The 20,670-nt window shown below is 35.6% G+C and carries 10 protein-coding genes and 1 pseudogene; 6 read left to right on the top strand and 5 right to left on the bottom strand.

Features of this window, described 5'->3' with window-relative positions:
- Positions 1-165: 165 nt before the first annotated feature.
- The 4 genes from FLAK523_RS02975 (at position 166) to FLAK523_RS02960 (ending at position 9,523) form a co-directional block, all read left to right on the top strand.
- Positions 166-3,906: a UvrD-helicase domain-containing protein gene (locus FLAK523_RS02975; RefSeq protein WP_248906402.1), complete on the top strand. Its 3,741-nt coding sequence runs from the start codon at positions 166-168 to the stop codon at positions 3,904-3,906.
- Positions 3,907-3,956: 50 nt separating this feature from the next.
- Complete coding sequence (gene kbl, locus FLAK523_RS02970; RefSeq protein ID WP_248906400.1) at positions 3,957-5,150, top strand: glycine C-acetyltransferase; 1,194 nt, start codon at positions 3,957-3,959, stop codon at positions 5,148-5,150.
- Between the two features lie 112 nt (positions 5,151-5,262).
- The gene (locus tag FLAK523_RS02965; protein WP_248906398.1) at positions 5,263-6,696 is read left to right on the top strand and encodes an OmpA family protein; all 1,434 of its coding nucleotides are present in this window, start codon (positions 5,263-5,265) and stop codon (positions 6,694-6,696) included.
- A 64-nt stretch (positions 6,697-6,760) separates the two neighbouring features.
- The gene (locus FLAK523_RS02960) at positions 6,761-9,523 is read left to right on the top strand and encodes a PD-(D/E)XK nuclease family protein (protein ID WP_248906396.1); all 2,763 of its coding nucleotides are present in this window, start codon (positions 6,761-6,763) and stop codon (positions 9,521-9,523) included.
- A 59-nt stretch (positions 9,524-9,582) separates the two neighbouring features.
- Here the strand turns inward: FLAK523_RS02960 and FLAK523_RS02955 are convergent, their stop codons facing one another.
- The 3 genes from FLAK523_RS02955 to FLAK523_RS02945 all read right to left on the bottom strand — a co-directional run bounded on the left by FLAK523_RS02955 (position 9,583) and on the right by FLAK523_RS02945 (position 13,003).
- A complete protein-coding gene (locus tag FLAK523_RS02955; protein WP_248906394.1) occupies positions 9,583-10,365 on the bottom strand; it encodes an alpha/beta fold hydrolase in 783 nt (260 codons plus the stop codon).
- A gap of 206 nt (positions 10,366-10,571) precedes the next feature.
- Positions 10,572-11,372, bottom strand: coding sequence for a TIGR00266 family protein (locus FLAK523_RS02950; protein ID WP_248906392.1), 801 nt, complete (start codon positions 11,370-11,372; stop codon positions 10,572-10,574).
- 338 nt (positions 11,373-11,710) lie between these two features.
- A complete protein-coding gene (locus FLAK523_RS02945) occupies positions 11,711-13,003 on the bottom strand; it encodes an aminopeptidase P family protein (protein ID WP_248906390.1) in 1,293 nt (430 codons plus the stop codon).
- 206 nt (positions 13,004-13,209) lie between these two features.
- Between FLAK523_RS02945 and FLAK523_RS02940 the strand changes: the two genes are divergently transcribed.
- A complete protein-coding gene (locus FLAK523_RS02940) occupies positions 13,210-15,870 on the top strand; it encodes a glycosyl hydrolase (protein WP_248906387.1) in 2,661 nt (886 codons plus the stop codon).
- Between the two features lie 47 nt (positions 15,871-15,917).
- Here the strand turns inward: FLAK523_RS02940 and aceA are convergent.
- Together aceA and aceB are read right to left on the bottom strand one after the other, a co-directional pair.
- Positions 15,918-17,079: pseudogene (gene aceA, locus FLAK523_RS02935) on the bottom strand (isocitrate lyase); the annotation flags it as partial.
- 34 nt (positions 17,080-17,113) lie between these two features.
- The gene (aceB, locus tag FLAK523_RS02930; protein ID WP_248906385.1) at positions 17,114-18,715 is read right to left on the bottom strand and encodes a malate synthase A; all 1,602 of its coding nucleotides are present in this window, start codon (positions 18,713-18,715) and stop codon (positions 17,114-17,116) included.
- A gap of 118 nt (positions 18,716-18,833) precedes the next feature.
- Here aceB and FLAK523_RS02925 point away from each other — a divergent pair, with 118 nt between their 5' ends.
- Entirely contained in the window at positions 18,834-20,315 is a 1,482-nt protein-coding gene (locus FLAK523_RS02925; RefSeq protein WP_248906383.1) for a helix-turn-helix domain-containing protein, read from the top strand.
- Positions 20,316-20,670 lie beyond the last annotated feature (355 nt).

Raw genomic sequence — 20,670 nt, 5'->3', positions numbered from 1 at the left:
TAAAAGCAACCTAATATTTAAGCTGTTTTTTAGAAGCTTTTTCCTGCTGTACACTATATCCACGCAAAAAAGCGTGGGATGCCGTTTCCATCAGGGCTAGGTATTTTAGGGTATTAAAGAATTATGTTTAAATCAGAAATCTAATATCATTAATCAAAAATCTTGATGCAAAGACCTTCTTTCTCCATATATGACGCTTCAGCAGGATCTGGTAAAACCTATGCGCTTGTCAAAGAATACCTGAAAATTATTCTAGTAGCCCATAAAAACGATGCCTATAGAAATATTCTCGCCATTACGTTTACCAATAAAGCGGTACACGAAATGAAAAGCCGTATCGTAGGAAGTCTGTCTGAATTTGCCAAAGACGAACCTTCCCAAAAAGCACAGGATTTAATGCAGGATTTAGCGATTGACACGGAGCTTTCAATTATCCAAATAAAAACTAAATCCCAGCAAATCATCAAGCACATTATTCATAATTATGCTGCTTTTGATATTTCGACAATTGATAAATTCACCCATAAAGTGATTCGTGCTTTTGCGCACGACTTAAATTTACCCATGACTTTCGAGGTGACTTTGGACACGGAGAATTTATTGACCGAAGCCGTAGACGCCATCATTGCGCAAGCGGGAGAAGATGAAACCTTGACCAAGTTGCTCATCGATTTCACTATGGAAAAAACCGATGACGATAAGTCTTGGGATATTTCGCGTGAAATTCTAGACACAGGTCGTCTAGTACTGAATGAAAACCACCGCAATGAAATTACCCATTTTCACGATAAATCCATTTCCGATTTCGTTGAAATAAAAAAGAAACTAGTAGAAACCTGTAAAGTTTTAGATAAAGAAAATAGCTCGTTAGCTGAAGGCTTAATGACTTTAATAGATAATAACGGAATTGATTTAAAATCATTCTCAAGAGGAACTTTTCCAAATCATTTAATCAGTATCCGAGACGGGAAATTCAACCCAAAAAACAAGACCTTTCACGAATTTGATGATATTGCCATCAATAAAACAGCCAAAGACCGCGCTTTAATAGAAAACCTGATTCCGGAGTTAATCCAAAACCTGGTAACGATCTATAAAAATTTCGAAAAAAGAGATTTCTACAAAGCCTTTCTTAAAAACATAACACCGCTTTCTTTATTGAATACAGTGAGTAATGAATTGGCCAAAATTCAAGAAGAGCAAAACGTGCTTTCCATAACCGAATTTAACGCAATTATTCACCGCGAAATTCAAAACCAGCCTGCCCCTTTTATATATGAACGATTAGGGGAGCGTTACCGCCATTTTTTTATTGATGAATTTCAGGACACTTCAGAGATGCAATGGCAAAACCTGATTCCGTTGATTGACAATGCGCTTTCGGGTCAAGATGATTTTGGCGAAAAGGGAACTTTGATGATTGTGGGAGATCCCAAACAATCTATTTATCGCTGGCGTGGTGGAAAGGCGGAGCAATTTATTGAATTAAGTAAAGACAACAATCCGTTTAATAATCCAGATAAAAAACTGGAACATTTAGATAAAAATTACCGAAGCTATTCACAAGTAATTGATTTTAATAATGAATTCTTTAAATTGGTTTCGGGGGAATTTGAGCATCCTGATTATAAAGATTTGTATGAAAATCACAGCCATCAAAAAACGAATAGCAAAACCGGTGGTTATGTTAATATTTCTTTTATTCCAAAAGTAGAAACAACCGAAGACGATGAAGAAGCGCTGGATAAAACAGAACTATTTGTTTTAGCCACTTTGAATACAATCCAGAAAGTATTTCGAGAAGGTTTTGAATACAAAGACATTGTGATTCTTACGCGTAAACGCGACCAGGGAATTGCCATTGCCAATTATTTGACAGAGCAAAACATTCCGCTGTTATCATCAGAAACATTGATGATTCAAAACGCAACCGAAGTGCGATTGATTATTCACTTATTAAAATACCTGAAAAACAATGCCGACTTAGAAGCAAAAGCCTATTTCCTGCATTATATCGCCGAGAATATTCAGGATCAATTGCCTGTTCATGATTTCATAGCCAAAGGGATGGAGCAAAAACAAGAAGTCGATTTCGAAAATTGGCTAACTAGTTTCGATATTTCCTTGTCATTCCAGAACATCCGTAAAAAATCATTGTATGAAGCAGTAGAAATTATAATATCCAAATTTATCCTCCCCTCAGCCCCCTCCGAAGGAAGGGGAGACAGTGTCGATAAACTGAATGTAAAAAACACAGCTGTTTTTGATGGTGATTCTGGATTAGGTAAAAAAGGGTATATGACTGGTGGGAATTATTCTCATCTTTTAATAGAAAAAGCAATTGCACATAGAGAAGAACCTACTGTGGCTGAAAAAATATTATGGGCTGAACTTAAAACGCAAGCTTTAAATAGTAAATTCAGGCAACAACATTTGATAGATAATTATATTGTTGATTTTGTTTGTTTGTCAAAAAGACTGATTGTCGAGGTTGATGGAGATTATCATTTTACGGAGGAACAAATTTTATTTGATCAAGAAAGAACAAATGTTTTAAATGAATTAGGTTATAAAGTTATTCGTTTTCGAAACGAAGAAGTAATAGGTAGTATTTCCAAAGTTTTAGACACAATAAGGCAAGAATTAAAGGAGCGAGATCTTTTTTTATCGGAAGTTGTTAAGGTTCAAGCACAGATGTTAGAACCAAATAATGATGAATTATTTGGTTCGGCTAATTCTTCTAGAGACAAAGTAACCACTCAGTCACCCTCCCCTTCGGGGAGGGCTGGGGAGGGGAATGCCTACGTTCAGTATTTTCTCGACATAGTTCTCGAGAGAGATGTTAGGAACCAAGCAGGAATAGCTGATTTCTTGAATTTTTGGGATAAGAACGCGGAGAAATTCAGTATTCCATCACCGGAAGGGAATAACGCGGTGCGTATTATGACGATTCATAAATCAAAAGGATTGGAGTTTCCAGTTGTAATTATCCCTTTTGCTGAAGAAGATTACAGTCGGAAACCAAAAGACAAACTGTGGCTAGACGCTGCCGAAATGGATTTTGGCCTTCCTAAAGTTTTGATAGACAACAGTAGTGCTGTGGAAGGTTTTGGGGAAGAAGCAAAATTAGTTTACGATCAAAAAAAGCAAGAAGAATTGCTGGATAATATCAATGTTTTATACGTGGCTTTAACCCGTGCCGAAGAGCAGTTGTATGTCATTTCGAATATGAATTTAACAAGTAAAGGTGAAGTGAAGACTAATAATATGTCGGCTTTCTTTATTAATTATTTAATGAATTACGGAGACTTCGAAGAAAATAAGTTGGAATACGAATTTGGAAATTCTAAAAAACTATCTTCAAATTCTAAACATATTGACACTTCAAAAAAGATTGTAGTAGTAGGGGAAACATTAGATCCAAAAAACATAAAAATTGCCCAACGGGAAGCTTTAATGTGGGGAACGCATCAACAGGAATCAATCGAGTACGGGAATGTGGTACACGAAATACTGTCGTTTGTAAAAACAAAAGACGACGTAGTATTGGCAGTAGATAAAGCTATCGAAAACGGATTGATAAATTATGGTCAGAAAGAGTTGGTTTTTCAAACGATTCAGGATATTGTCAATCATAAGGAATTGGAATTCTTTTTTGCTAAGGGGAATATAGTGTTGAATGAGCAAACCATTATTCAAAAAGAGGGTGGTACGATAAAGCCAGATCGAATGGTGTTGACAAAGAATAGCGAAGTGTATTTATTAGATTATAAAACAGGTGTTCATAATGCTAAATATCAAAAGCAACTAGAAAATTATCAATATGCAATTGAGTTAATGGGGTATAAAGTCATAAAAAAAACATTGATTTATATAGGAAAACAAATCGATGTAGTAAATTTGTAGTGTAAAAATGAATTATTCGCAAAATAAATAAATTTATAAAAAGATAAAAAATGTACGGAAAAATTAAAGAACATCTTCAAAACGAAATAAAAACAATTGAAGATAACGGAATTTTTAAAAAAGAAAGAATTATCACTTCGCCGCAAGATGCCGAAATTACAATTTCTACTGGGGAAACTGTTTTGAATTTTTGTGCCAATAATTATTTAGGATTATCATCTCATCCTGAAGTGATACAGGCAGCGAAAGATGCTATGGACACACATGGTTTCGGAATGTCATCTGTGCGTTTCATTTGTGGGACGCAGGATATTCACAAAACATTAGAAAGAAAGATTTCTGAATTTCACGGAACAGAAGACACGATTCTTTATGCGGCTGCTTTTGATGCAAACGGTGGTGTTTTTGAACCTTTATTTGGTGAAGGTGACGCAATAATCTCTGATAGTTTGAACCATGCTTCTATTATAGATGGAGTGCGTTTGTGTAAAGCAGCACGTTTCCGTTATGAAAATAGTAATATGGAAGACTTGGAAAAACAACTAATTAAGGCAAACGAGGCTGGAAGTCGTTTTAAAATCATTGTTACTGATGGTGTTTTCTCAATGGATGGTGTTGTAGCTCCATTAGATAAAATTTGTGACTTAGCGGATAAATATGATGCAATGGTTATGGTGGATGAATGTCATGCTGCTGGATTTATTGGTGCAACGGGAAAAGGTACACTAGAAGCAAAAGGAGTAATGGGCAGAGTAGATATCATCACGGGAACTCTTGGAAAAGCTCTAGGGGGTGCTATGGGAGGTTATACTACGGCTAAAAAAGAAATCATAGAATTGTTACGTCAACGTTCTAGACCGTATTTATTTTCAAATTCATTAGCGCCTGCCATTGTTGGGGCTTCCATTAAAGTTTTTGAGCTTTTAGAAAAAGACACAACACTAAGGGATAAATTAGAGTGGAATACAAATTACTTTAAAGAAGGAATGATAAAAGCAGGTTTCGATATTGTCGAAGGGGATTCTGCAATTGTGCCTGTAATGTTGTATGATGCTAAATTATCTCAAACGATGGCGGATGAATTGTTAAAAAAAGGAATCTATGTAATTGGTTTCTTTTTCCCGGTTGTCCCAAAAGACAAGGCTAGAATAAGGGTCCAATTGTCAGCGGCACATACTAAAGCACATTTAGATAAGGCTGTAAATGCATTTATTGAGGTAGGAAAGGCATTAAACGTTATATAATTCTCACTTTTTGTGTTTTTTATAAGTTTTTTTTAACAATAGATTTTGTAGTTAAAAAATTACGCGTTACTTTTGTTTATAATTAACTAAATTGTAATTAAATAAATTAAGTATGAAACATCTTAACAAACTTTTAGTTGCTGTAATGATGGTGATGGGTTTAAGTACTCACGCACAAGACAGTAACAACCCATGGGCTATCTCTTTTGGAGCGAATGCCGTAGATACAAAAACAAGTGCTGGTGGTGGGAATGGGTGGTTAGACCGTCATTTTTCTCAACCTTTTGCTGTTAAAGAGAATTGGAACATTCTTCCTTCTGTATCTTATCTTAGTGTATCTAAATATGTTGGAGACAACTTCTCTTTTGGAGTTTCTGGTTCTGTAAACAAAATTGATAAATATGTGAGATTTGCTCCAACAGCTGTAGGACATGATTCACGTGGTTATGTAGTAAACAATCCTGGAGATTTAATGTACTACGGAATTGACGGTAGAGTAAGTTATAGCTTTATGAACTTGATCAAATCTAAAGTTATTGATCCTTCGTTATCTGTTGGTGGAGGTTATACTTTCTTCGGAGATAGTAGTTTTGGAACTTTAAATCCAGGTGCAGGTTTAACTTTATGGTTTACTGAAACTGTTGGTTTATCTCTAAACACTGCATACAAGAAATCATTTGGAGATAGAGAAGATGTTTCAGGAGCACCTGACGCACCATCTCACTTCCAACATTCTGCGGGTATTATCTTCAAATTTGGAGGAAAAGATACTGACGGAGATGGAATATATGACAAAGATGATGCTTGTCCAGAAGTTGCTGGTTTAAAACAATTCAACGGATGTCCTGATACTGATGGAGATGGAATCGTTGATGCAAGTGACGAATGTCCAGAAGTTGCTGGTTTAGCTGCTTTTAACGGATGTCCTGATACTGATGGAGATGGTGTTGCTGATAAAGATGACGCTTGTCCAGAAGTTGCTGGTTTAAAAGCTTTAAAAGGTTGTCCGGATGCTGATAAAGATGGAATTGCTGATAAAGATGACAAATGTCCTACTGTTGCAGGTCCAAAAGAAAACGCAGGTTGTCCTTGGCCAGATACTGACGGAGATGGTGTTGTTGATAAAGATGACAAATGTCCTACTGTAAAAGGAACTGTAGCAAATAAAGGTTGTCCTGAAGTTACTAAAGAAGCTATTGATAAATTAAATGCATATGGTAGAACTGTATTGTTTGATTCAGGAAAATCAACATTTAAGCCTGAAACTTTGCCGGTTTTAGTAGCAATTAAAGAAATCTTAAAAGAATATCCTACTTCAAAATTCATGATTGAAGGACATACTGATAGTGATGGAAGTAATGAATTAAACCAAACTTTATCTGAAAACAGAGCTGCTGCGGTTACAAATAACTTAATTGAAAATGGTATTAAACCTGATAGATTAAACTCTACAGGATATGGTGAAACTAAACCAATTGACACTAACAAAACTGCAAAAGGAAAAGCTAACAACAGAAGAGTTGAAGTTTCTTTAATTAAAGAATAATTTTTTCTAAAATATTTATGGAAAACGCCTCGATTTATCGAGGCGTTTTTTTTATTTTTATGAAATGATAAATACTTCTTTTTTAGATAAAATCGCACAAGTTATAATCGAAAATTATTCGGATAAACTTTCAAATACAATTGTAGTATTACCGAATAAACGAGCTAAGATTTTCCTAATCGAAGCATTGAAAAAACAAGTAAGTTCAAATATACTTTCTCCAGAGATTATTAGTATTGAGGATTTTATTCAAGATATTGCCGCTATTCGTACAGTTGATCCTATAGAATTATTGTTTGAATTCTATGAAGTTTATTTATCCGTTACCGAGAAATCAAACCAGCAATCTTTTGAGTTATTTGCCAATTGGGCAAAAATGCTTTTACAAGATTTTAATGAAATTGACCGCTACTTATTAGACCCTACTTATGTTTTGTCTTACTTAAAAGACATTGAGGACATAAAAAAATGGGGAATTGAAGTAGAGAATAAAACCCAATTACTCGAAAATTATATCGATTTTTGGAAATTACTTCCTAATTACTATCAATCGTTATACACGCATTTACTAAAAAAAGGAATCGGATATCAAGGATTAATTTACCGTCAAGCAGTTGAGAACTTAATTCCATTTTCTAATTCTGTTGCTGATAAGCAATATGTTTTTGCAGGATTCAATGCCTTAAACGCTTCCGAAGAAAAAATTATACAACACCTTATCGCTTCTGATCAAGCTAAAATATATTGGGATGCAGATCAAACCTTTTTAAATGATCCTTATCACGATGCGGGACTTTTTTTAAGACGATTTAAAGCCAACTGGAAGTACTATAAGTCCAATCCTTTTGAATGGATTGTAGATGATTTTTCACAATCAAAAAACATCCAAGTCATTGGAACCCCTAAAACTATTGGTCAAGCTAAAATCGCAGGAAGTATAATTGAAAACATTATCAATGAGAATCCAACGGCCTCACTTGATAAAGTGGCTGTTGTTCTTGGAGAAGAAAATGTATTGGTACCTCTTTTATATTCACTTCCTTCTACCGTTGGCGCTTTGAATATAACTATGGGATATTCCAGTAAAAATAATCCGGCTCAAATCCTGATTGCTAAATTATTCAAGATGCATACCAATGCCTTGTCTCGAAACGCAAAAAGTTATGTGTTGTATTACAAAGATGTGTTGGATATCTTAACGCATCCATTAGTGGAACCATATGCCAATACTTCAGGCCTAGTCAATATTATAAATAAAAATAATTATACGTTTATTACGCATCAAAAGGTAATGGAATTGAATCCTGAACCTACGGATTTATTTCTTTTGTTATTCAAAAAATGGGATAGTGGATCGATAGCTGTTTTAGAAACCATTTCAACTTTATTGTTGACTATAAAGAATAATTTGAGTAATGATAATGAAGAAGAAAAAATTACAAAAGCCTTTGTATTTGCTATTTTTAAAGTCATCAATAAGCTTATAAATTATTACTCAATACACGATCATATTGACAAGATTGACACTTTGTATGCTATTTATAAACAAGTAATTGATTTGGCAGAGGTCTCTTTTGAAGGAGAACCGCTCAATGGTTTACAAATTATGGGAGTGTTAGAAAGCAGGGTGCTAGATTTTGATACTGTTATTGTCACTTCTATGAATGAAGGGAAATTCCCGGCGGGTAAATCACAAAATTCTTTTATTCCCTATGATGTTAAACGTGAATTAGGATTGCCTACTTTCAAAGAAAAAGATGCTATTTATACATATCATTTCTACCACTTGTTACAACGTGCCAAGAACATTTATTTACTGTATAACACCGAAAGCGAAGGACTGGATGCAGGGGAAAAAAGCAGGTTTATCACTCAGTTAGAAGTGGAAAAACAACACAATCATAACCTAACGCACGAGATTTATAACGCGGTTCTTCCAGAAACGGCTTATACGCCTATGGTGATTGAAAAGTCGGAGGCAGTGATGTCTCGATTGAAAGAAATTGCAGAAAAAGGTTTTTCCCCTTCAGCATTGACGAGTTATATTAGGAATCCGATTCAGTTTTATTTCCAAAAGATTTTACGCATTAGTGAAGTTGAAGAAGTGGAAGAAAATATCGCCTTAAATACTCTTGGAACCATCATTCACGAAACTTTAAAAGTGTTGTATGAACCTTTTATTGGAAAGTTTATTTCAGAAAGCGATATTCAAAATTGTTTTAAGCAAATAGACGATGAGGTTCTTAAACAATTCAAGGAAGTTTACAAAGAAGGAGAGATTAAGAAAGGTCGAAATTTACTCGCTTTTGAAGTGGCTAAACGCAATGTTTCTAATTTCTTGAAAGTAGAATTAGAAAGTATTAAATCTGGGGATGCCATTAAGATACTTGCTTTGGAAGAAACCTTTGAAAGGACTTTAACGCACCCAAGTTTGCCATTTCCTGTATTGATAAAAGGGAATGTGGATCGAATAGAAGAACGTAACGGAACTATCCGAATTATCGATTATAAAACGGGTAAAGTAGAGAAGTCCAGTGTGACTTTGAAAACGTGGAAAGGATTAACGGAAGAAATTAAAAACGATAAAATAATTCAGGTTCTTGCATACGCGTTTATGTATGAAGAAAAAGCAAACGGCAAACCAATTGAAGCTGGAATTATTTCTTTCAAAAATTTAAAATCAGGATTTTTGCCTTTTAATTTTAAAGAAGAAAAAGACAGTGAATTTGTTATTAATAATGTTGTAATGGCAAATTATCTAGAACAAATTGTTTTGCTTTTAAAAGAAATATTGGACGAAACGATTCCGTTTGAAGAGAAAGTTTAAGTTTTTTAACTGGAAAGTTCGTAAAGGGAGTTTCGCCAATAGCATACAAAGTTATTGGATTATATTTTTTTGAAAAATTGCAATAATACCTTAGTCAGTTCTTCTTGGTTTTCAATATGTGACATGTGTCCGTCAGGGAAAGTGACCAGTTTTACATCTGTATTTTCTATTTGTTCCTTGGTTTCTTTATAGCCTAAAACGGAGTCTTTTTCGCCTAGAATCAACATTTTTGGATACGGAGTAAGATGTAATAAAGCTTCGCGGTCAGCTCGTGTTTTCATTCCTTCTAAAGAGGCAACAATGGCTTGAAGCGGAGTTTTTAAGGCTTCTTTTTTTGTGTTTTCAATTTCTTCAACCAATTTTTCACGATTTTTTTCACTGAATAAATTGGCTATAGCCAAACTAACAAAACCCTTATAACTTTGTTTTACGGCTTTGATGGCGCGATCTCGGTTTAATTTTCGTTCGTCACTATCCGCTTTTGCGGTTGAATTCAATAAAACCATTCCTTTTACAGTATCAGGATACAATTCGGCGAAAGCCAAAGCCACATAACCGCCCATGGAATGCCCTACGAAAATAGCTTTTCGGATGCGCAATTCAGCCAAGACGGCATGAACAGCATCGGCGTTATCTTCCATACTGTGTACATAACCCAAACATTCTGTTTTGCCATGGCCTAGTAAGTCAACGGTTATTACTCGGTTTTTATTGGCAAATGGCGCAATGTAGTTGTCCCACATTTTCTGGGTTTCCAGAAAACCGTGAAGTAAAACTATTGCGGTGCCTTTTCCAGTATCCGAGTAGGATATGCTTGTGTTTTTAAATTGTATCTGATTCACTTTTTTGTTTCGTTTTTGAGCGATTGCAAAACTAGGGTTTTAATTTTTTTTAAACCATATAAGTCATATAAGTTGATATAAGTTTTTTAGGTAGTAGTGGTGAATAAATTTCAAACCATATAAGGCATAGAAGTTCATTTAAGTTTTTAGTTTTCAAAAAAAAGGCTTCCATCTCTGAAAGCCGTTTCTATATTAATTGTTATATTTTAAAAACGATTATCACCATCCAATAAATTCCCTAATCCGCCTAGTAAACTACCTTCTTCACGGCTGTTTCCACCGGATTTTGGTGCTGAAGCAATGATTCTGTCGGCTAAACGGCTGAATGGTAATGATTGTATATAAACAGTTCCAGGTCCACGAAGTGTGGCGTAAAACAAACCTTCTCCTCCAAAAACGGAATTCTTGATTCCGCCAATGAACTCGATGTCATAATCTACATCTTTGGTGAATCCTACAATACAACCGGTGTCTACTTTCAACACTTCGCCTGCTCTTAATTCTCGTTTGGCTAATGTTCCACCTGAATGTACAAATGCCATTCCGTCCCCTTCAATCTTTTGCATGATGAAACCTTCACCACCAAAAAGACCGCGACCTATTTTTTTAGAGAATTCTATTCCAACGGAAACACCTTTGGCAGCGCATAAGAAAGAGCTTTTCTGGCAGATGAATTTTCCTTGAAATTCGGTTAAATCGATAGGCAGAATTTTACCTGGATAGGGTGAGGCAAAAGACACTTTCCCTTTGGTATTGTTTTGATTGATAAAAGCAGTCATAAATAAACTTTCCCCTGTTAGAACTCTTTTTCCCGCGTTTAAAAGTTTACCAAACAATCCAGATTGCTGCTCTGACCCGTCTCCGAAAATGGTTTCCATCTGGATATGATTGTCCATCATCATAAAACTGCCTGCCTCGGCAATGACGATTTCTTGAGGATCCAGTTCTATTTCCACGTATTGCATTTCTTCGCCAAAAATGGCGTAATCTATTTCGTGTGCTCTCATAATGTTGATTTTTAAAAGATGATTTGTTTTTTTGAACCATTAAGAATTTAAGGCTCTTTAAGGTTTTGATCTACTATAAGACGTAAATGCTACGATAAAGTTACAGTTTTAGATTGTTTTTGAAATTGTGGTTTTGGAATAATTAACGCTGTTTTGCGCGCGCAAGGGATGGCAGCGGCTAGCCCACAGTCCCGTTTTTCAGGGACGAGGACTACTAGCGAACAGCCCGACCCAGCCGGAGTTTACGGAGGCGGGATGTGCCCAAAAAAGGCAGTGCATAAAAAAACGGCTCACATTACTGCGAACCGTCTTTATTCTTTTCTCTTTATTCTATTTTCTTAAGTGTGCATCAAGCTTTCTATTTCATCCACTTCGATAGGGATGTTGCGCATCAAGTTGAACGGTTCACCCGTTTCTTGAATCACGACATCGTCTTCAAGACGGATTCCGAAACCTTCGGCTGGAATGTAAATTCCTGGCTCTACGGTGAAAACCATATTGGCTTGCATAGGCTCCGTTAAGATTCCGTAATCATGGGTGTCTAGACCCATATGGTGGGAAGTTCCATGCATAAAATATTTTTTATAAGCTGGCCATTCCGGGTTTTCGTTTTGCACATCGGCTTTGTCGATTAATCCAAGACCCAGTAATTCTGAAGTCATTAATTTCCCAACTTCGATATGGTATTGTTTCCAAAGTGTCCCCGGAACAAGCATTTTAGTAGCTTCTTTTTTAACATTCAAAACGGCATTGTAAACCGCCTTTTGTCTGTCGGAGAATTTTCCTGAAACGGGAATCGTACGGGTCATATCACTAGAATAATTAGCGTATTCAGCCCCTACATCCAGTAAAATCAAATCGCCTGGGTTGCATTGTTGGTTGTTTTCTATGTAGTGCAACACATTAGCATTGTTACCCGATGCAATGATGGGCGTGTAAGCAAAACCTTTGGAACGATTGCGGACAAATTCGTGGATTAATTCGGCTTCAATTTCATATTCCATTACGTTTGGTTTCACAAAAGACAATAATCTTCTGAACCCTTTTTCGGTAATGTTACAGGCTTCCTGAATCAAATCGATTTCTTCACTTTCTTTTACGGAACGAATGCGTTGTAAAATTGGATTACTTTTGGCAACTGCGTGAGCTGGATATTTCTCTTTCCACCATTTTACAAAACGGGCTTCGCGAGTTTCTGTTTCCACAGTGGCACGATAATGCTCGTTTGTATTTATATAAAGCGTATCCGAATGTGTCATTAATTCGAATAATGTTTTCTCAAAATCCTGTAACCAAATTACGTTTTTGATTCCAGTAACTGCCAAGGCACGCTCTTTAGTCAGTTTTTCACCTTCCCAAACAGCAATATGGTCGTTTGTTTCTTTTAGGAAAAGAATTTCTCTTTGGTGTTCGTAAGGAGCATCAGGAAAAAGCAATAAGATGCTTTCTTCCTGATCAACGCCAGACAGATAAAAAATATCACGGTGTTGTGCAAAAGGCAAGGTGCTATCAGCACTTACTGGGTAAATATCATTAGAGTTGAAAACGGCAACACTTTTAGGCTTCATTTGAGCCATGAATTTGGCGCGATTTTTTATAAATAAGTCACGGTCAATTTGATGGTATTTCATATTTAGATATTTTTTAGTTAAATGAAACAAGATGAGTGGATTCTGAATTATTCATTTATTCTGGAATCAAGACTGTTTCAAAACGTTTTTGATTTTACTTTTAATGACTCAAAAATAATAACTTTGAGAAGAATAGTTGTTAATTACCCTATAAAGTTTTCGAATTATTAAATTTATAATTAATTTCATCCAAAATATTGAATTAAATGAAAAAATCGCTTCTGCTATTGGTTGCTATGTCACAGAGTTGGGCATGGGCACAATCCCAAGCTCATACTGAGTCCAAAACGAATTTAAATCAAAATGAGATACAGAAACAATCCTTATTTCAGAATGTTGCTTTTAAAAATGTAGGGCCGTCGATCATGAGTGGAAGGGTGGTTGACTTAGCTGTAAATCCGGATAATCCTATTGAATTTTATGTCGCTTATGCATCTGGGGGATTGTGGTACACGAACAATAACGGAACCAGTTTTGAGCCCGTTATGGATACGGCACCAACTCTAAATTGCGGTTCAGTTGCAGTAGATTGGAAAACGGGAACGATATGGGTTGGAACCGGAGAAGTAAATGCTTCTCGATCTTCCTATGCTGGAATTGGAATTTTAAAATCCACTGATAAAGGGAAGTCATGGGAAAATATGGGATTGCCAGAAAGTCATCATATTAGTAAAATAATAATTAGTTCTAATAACCCAAATGAAGTAACAGTAGGAGTTACTGGACATTTGTATTCTAAAAACAAAGAAAGAGGGATTTATAAAACGATTGATGGCGGGAAAACCTGGAATCAAAAGTTGTTTGTTGATGAAGAAACAGGAATGATTGACTTGGATGTCGCAACCGATAACCCTAAAATAATGTATGCAACGGCATGGCAAAAAGGGAGGAAAGCACATCATTTTACGGGTAATGGAAAAAATTCAGGTATCTATAAAAGTAGTGACGCAGGGGAGAACTGGCAATTGATTTCTACTTCAGGAAGTGGTTTTCCTAATAATGACAATGTAGGTAGAATAGGGATTGCGATATATAACTCTTCGATAATTTATGCGATTTTAGACAATCAAAATAAAAAACCATCTGCTAAAGGGGAAAAGCCAAAAGATGCTAATGCGGCACTTTTTGAAACGGAAGTGATAGGAGCCGAAGTTTATAAGTCAATAGACGGTGGGACTTCATGGAATAAAACCAATACAGATTATATAGACGGATTATATTATAGTTATGGTTATTATTTTGGGGATATCACTGTGGATATGAAAAATGAAAACCGAATTTATTTAACAGGTGTACCTTTGCTTTTTTCTGAAGACGGTGGTAAATCAATAGAAGCAATAGACGGGGATAATGTTCACTCTGACCATCATGTGGTTTGGATAAATCCAAAAAACTCCAATCATATCATTAATGGAAATGATGGAGGAGTAAATATATCCTATGATAATGGGAAGCATTGGGTAAAATGCAACAGTAATGCTGTAGGGCAGTTCTATGCCATTAATGTCGATAATGAAGAGCCTTATAATATTTATGGTGGACTTCAAGACAATGGTGTTTGGGTAGGTCCAAATGATTTTAAAGAAAGCACATCTTGGCAAGCAAATGGAGAATATCCTTATAAGGGAATTCTTGGGGGTGACGGAATGCAAATTCAAATTGACAATAGAAATTCCAATATAGTGATAGCGGGATCTCAGCACGGGAATTATTCTAGGTTAGATAGGTCTAAAAACAAGGTGTCCCGAATTACACCTATGAGTAAAAAAGGAGAAGACCCTTTTAGATTTAACTGGCAGACTCCTGTCTTGTTGTCTTCTCATAATCAAGATATATTGTATTTTGGGTCGAATTTTTTACACCGTTCTATGGATCAAGGGGATAATTGGACAATTATTTCGGCTGATTTGACTCAAGGAAAAAAAGAAGGAAATGTTCCTTTTGGAACTTTAACAACCATAAGCGAAAGTGAATTTCAATTTGGTTTGCTTTACACCGGTAGTGATGACGGACTTGTAAATGTTTCTAAGGACGGAGGGGTTTCTTGGTCGAAAATATCAGATGATTTACCAAAAGATTTATGGGTTTCAAGAGTTAAGGCTTCGTTACATAAGAAAGAAAGAGTTTATGTTTCTTTGAATGGATATAGAAATGATGATTTTACTCCTTATGTATTCGTTTCAGAAGATTACGGGAACACGTGGAAAAACATTTCAGGTAATTTACCATCAAGTCCTGTGAACGTAATAATTGAAGACAATGTAAATGAGTCAATATTGTATGTGGGAACGGATAATGGCTTGTATATTTCTATGGATAAAGGAGCTTCATGGCAAGATTTTTCTACAGGAATTCCTAATGTTGCGGTGCATGATTTAGTAATTCAGAAGAAAGCCAAAGACCTAGTTGTAGGGACTCACGGACGTTCTTTGTATAAAACTAGTATAGCTCAGGTTCAGCAGTTAGATGCTAAAATCACAAATAAAAGCCTTCATTTATTTGAAACTGAAAAAATTAAAAAATCAGAGCGCTGGGGTGCAAGCTGGAGCAAATGGGACAAAGCCTATGAGCCAGAAACTGATTTTTGGTTTTATGCTTCGGATAATGGTGTGGTTACAATTACTGTTGAAAATGAGGATAAAGTAATTGTTTATACTAAAACAGTTGAAGCGATTAAAGGATTGAATAATGTGAAATACGATTTGTCCCTTGATAAAGCTATTGCTGAGAAATGGGCTGCGAAAAACAAAGAGCTGAAGTTAAAAGCTGCCAAAAACGATAAATATTATTTGCCTATTGGTCAGTATAAAGTTGGTTTGTCGAAAGGCAAGGAAAAAATAACGGTGGACTTGGTAGTTGTGAAATAATTTAAAATAGTAAAACCCGATTTCAATTGAAATCGGGTTTTTTTCACTTAAAACTGTGCAGTTTCAGTAGAGTCTTTCATCGCTGTTGTAGATGATTTTCCTGCCGTAACTGTATTTTGTACGGCATCAAAATAGGTTGTCCCTACAAATCCTTGATGCTTAACGGCTTTAAATCCGTGTTTTTGTAAAGCGAATTCTCTTTCTTGCAATTCTGAATATCCTGCCATTCCTCTTTCTTTATAGGCTTTTGACAATTCAAACATACTCGTGTTTAATGCGTGGAATCCTGCCAAAGTGATGAATTGGAATTTGTATCCCATATCGGCTAGGTCTTCTCTAAAAGTTTCCATTTCAGCAACCGATAATTTTGCAGTCCAGTTGAATGAAGGCGAACAGTTGTAGGCTAACATTTTACCCTGGAAATACTTTGTGAATTGCATCAGCAAATTGTTTGGCGAAAGCCAAATCAGGATTGCTCGTTTCCATCCAAATTAAATCAGCATAAGGCGCGTAGCTCAATCCTCTGTCAATTCCTTGTTCGATTCCACAATTTACATGGAAGAATCCTTCGGATGTTTTTTCACCTGTGATGAATTTAGCGTCTCTAGGGTCGATATCACTTGTTAATAAATTTGCTGCATCAGCATCTGTACGAGCAACAATTAATGTAGGTGTTCCCATTACATCAGTTGCTAAACGTGCAGCAACTAATTTGTTAATTGCTTCTTGTGTTGGTACCAATACTTTCCCTCCAAGGTGCCCACATTTTTTAGCAGAACTCAGTTGGTCTTCAAAGTGAACTCCAGCTGCTCCAGATTCGATCATGGATTTCATTAGTTCGAAAGCGTTATGGTTTCCACCAAAACCAGCTTCGGCATCAGCAACGATTGGAACTAAATATTCTTTTTTATTTTGTTCCCCGTTTACAACTTGTATTTGGTCTGCACGCAATAATGTGTTGTTGATTCTTTTTACTACTAAAGGAACACTATTAGCAGGGTATAATGATTGGTCAGGATACATTTCTCCAGCAACATTTGCATCAGCGGCTACTTGCCATCCGCTCAAATAAATGGCTTCAAGTCCAGTTTCAACTTCTTGAATCTCTTGATTTCCGGTTAATGCTCCAAGTCCAGCAACAAAATCCTGAGAATTTAATTTCGACCATAATTTTTCGGCTCCCATTCTCGCAATGCTGTTTTCTATTTTTCTTAATATTGTTTTTAGGTGTCGTTATAGTTTATTAAATGTATTTATAACCAGGAATGGTTAAAAAGTCAATGAAATTAGGGTTGACAACCAGAACGTCTAATAGTTGTTCGGCTAATTTGTATTCTCCATTTTCGTGGCTATCCTCTCCAACTAGTTTTTTAATTTTTTCATATTCTTCCATTGCTAAACGGTGGTAATAATTGTTGGTCAATTTTTTATTATTGTCCAAAGTGACTCCGTTTTGTAACCACTGCCATAGTTGTGATCTCGAAATTTCCGCTGTAGCCGCATCTTCCATCAAATGGTGAATTGCTGCCGCTCCTTGTCCGTGAAGCCAAGAGGCGATGTATAGAATGGAAACATTGATGTTTTTTCGAACACCTTCTTCAGTAATTGTTCCTATTGGCACTTCTAATAAATCACTTTCTGTAATGTCTAAATCAGCTCTTTTTATGTGAATCTGATTTTTTGTTGGCATTTCTCTATCGAATACTTTCATTGCAAGAGGAATCAAGTCAGGATGTGCTACCCAAGTTCCATCGTGTCCGTTTCTAACTTCTCTTTCTTTATCGGCAATTACTTTATTGAAAGCGATGGTATTAGCTTCCGGATTATTCTTAATTGGTATTTGTGCTGCCATTCCACCTATAGCGTGAATATTTCTTTTGTGGCAACGTTGAATTACCAGTTGAGAATACGCACTCATAAAAGGCGATGTCATAGTTACTTGGTCTCTGTTTGGTACTATGAAAGCGGGGTTGTTTCTTAGTTTTTTGATATAGGAAAAGATATAATCCCAACGCCCACAGTTAAGTCCTACGATGTGTTCCTTTAATTCGAAAATAATTTCGTCCAGTTGAAAACTGGCAGTTATTGTTTCTACTAATACCGTTGTTTTTATAGTACCTCTTTGCATTCCCAGATAATCTTCGGTAAAATCAATTACCTCGTTCCACCATCTCGCTTCCAGATAGTGTTCTAGTTTTGGGATATAATAATAAGGAGCTGTTCCGTCTTTTAGTAATTGTTTGAAGTTATGAAAGGCATACAATCCAAAGTCAACAAGCGAACCTGATGCTTCTTGGTTGTCGATCAATAGGTGTTTCTCTTGCAAATGCAAACCTCTTGGACGAACTAGTAAAACAGCAGTATCGTCATTCAATTGGTATTTTTTATTTTTTGCAACATCCTCAAGACTTATTGTTTTGTTCACTGCATCTCTAAGATTTTGTTGTCCTTGCATTAAATTACTCCAAGTAGGAGAAGTGCTGTCTTCAAAATCAGCCATGAAAGTTTTAGCCCCCGAATTCAATGCGTTGATGACCATTTTTCTATCGACAGGCCCTGTTATTTCCACTCTTCGATCTAATAGATCTTTTGGAGTTGTAGCTGCTTGCCATTCGTTATCACGAATATTTTTTGTTTCGATTGGGAAACTTGGCAAAGCACCTGCATCAAATAACAGTTGTTGTTTTTTGCGATCTTCTAATAGTTCAATTCGGCTGCTGTTAAAACGATGGTGTAAATTAGTTAAATACTCCATCGCATCTTCGGTTAGTACATCTGGGAATTGCTGATTTTTTCCAGCGTTAATTCTTAATGTTTTTTCGAAAGTTTCGGTTGTTTGTTTCATGGTTAAAATGTTTTACATGACAATGTTACGAAAAGTTATTTATAAAACAAGCGAACGTACGCTAAAAATGTAAAAAACTTTTTATCGCTGTTTTTATTTTTTGGCGTATATTTGAAATATGAACGTAGAAAAGGATTATATCAAATTGATTTTTGGGCTTAAGCTCAAGCAAGCACGTACTAATAAGGATTTGTCATTGTTTGGTTTGGCCAAAATTACAGAGCTTTCAAAGTCGTATTTGAACGAAATAGAAAAAGGTAAAAAATATCCAAAGACGGATAAGATTATTCTTTTGGCTGAAAAGCTCGAAGTTTCATACGATCATATGGTTTCTTTAAAGTTAGATAGTAATCTGGCGCCTATTGGTGAGATTTTGAAATCGGGTATTTTAAAAGAAATTCCTTTGGATATTTTTGGGATTCAAGAAAATGATTTGATAGATATTATTGCTAATGCACCTGCAAAAGTCAATGCGTTTATCAGTACAATTATTGAGATTGCCCAACATTATAACTTAACTCGTGAAAGTTTTTTCTTGGCTGCTTTGCGATCGTATCAGGAAGCGCACAATAATTATTTTGAAGACTTGGAGCAGAAAGTTCTAGATTTTTCTAAAGCGTTTCATATCGATATTAACACTAAAATTTCTTTAGAAGAGTTGATGTCTGTGTTGACTGATGAGTATGGTTACACTATAAAAGAGATCGTTTTTTCGGAACAAGAGGAGCTTGGGGATTTGCGTTCTATTTATGTGCCAAAAAGTAAAACCTTATTACTCTCTTTAGGTATAGACTCACAACAAAAAGCCTTTATATTGGCTAAAGAAATAGCTTATAATTACCTTGAGATAACTAATAGGTTATATACATTTAGCTGGATTAAATTCGAAAATTTCGATCAGGTTTTAAATAATTTTTATGCTTCTTATTTTGCTGGAGCATTGTTAATGCCAAGGAAGCAACTTGTGGAAGAATTGAATTTGTTTTTATTGAAGACTGATCCAAAGCCACAAGAAATGATTCAATTGATGGAGCGATTTAATGTGTCTCCAGAATCCTTTTACCAAAGGTTAACGAATATTTTACCCAAAGATTTTCAGTTAAAAAATATTTTTTTCCTGCGAATGTCTCATAAAATAGGATCAGATAAGTACCAAATAAAAAAAGAGTTGCATATCACGAACCAGCACGAACCACATGCTAATGAAATGAATGAGCATTATTGTAGGCGATGGGTATCTGTGAAAACAATAAAAGCTTCATTAGAGCAAAATAGAATACACTATTTAGACGCGCAAATTTCGCATTATGAAAACAGTAATAATGAGTATTTGGTTTTTTCATCAGCAACCGAAGACCCTTTTAAAAAGGATTATTTAAGGAGTATTTCAGTGGGGATTATGATCACCCCAAGTATGAAGAAAAAGTTTAAGTTTATTGATAATCCTTCATTACAGAGGCAAACTGTAGGTGTTACATGTGAAACTTGTGCAGTAAAAAATTGCGAAGTAAGAGCTTCGGAGCCTATTCATTTGCAACAAAAAATCAGAAACGAAAACACGGATTCAGTAGTTCAAAAATACATGGAAAAATACAGTTAAACTTTTTATCATTGTTGCGCGTTTTATAATTGTGAGTGTGAATCGAGGGTTCGAATGTGCCTATAGGCACTAAATAGTGGTAGACTACATGAATTGGAGCCAATTTAGCGTGCCGTAGGTACGCAATACTATCGTTTTGTTGCGTACCTACGGCACGCTAATGAATTTTGAACCTAATTACTACCAACATTTAGAGCCTAACGGTACAAAACACAAACTTCGAACGCTTGATCCGTAAAGAGAACAAGAGTCTGTATGCCGATACGACTTTTCATAAAAAATGTGTCGGATTTATACTAGAAACTCATTGATTTTGTTACATTTTCGCATCTTGATTTTCTTAATTACTTGAAGA

Source organism: Flavobacterium sp. K5-23, from assembly GCF_023278045.1.
Classification (GTDB): Bacteria; Bacteroidota; Bacteroidia; order Flavobacteriales; family Flavobacteriaceae; genus Flavobacterium.
This window is presented reverse-complemented; position numbering and strand designations above follow the sequence as displayed.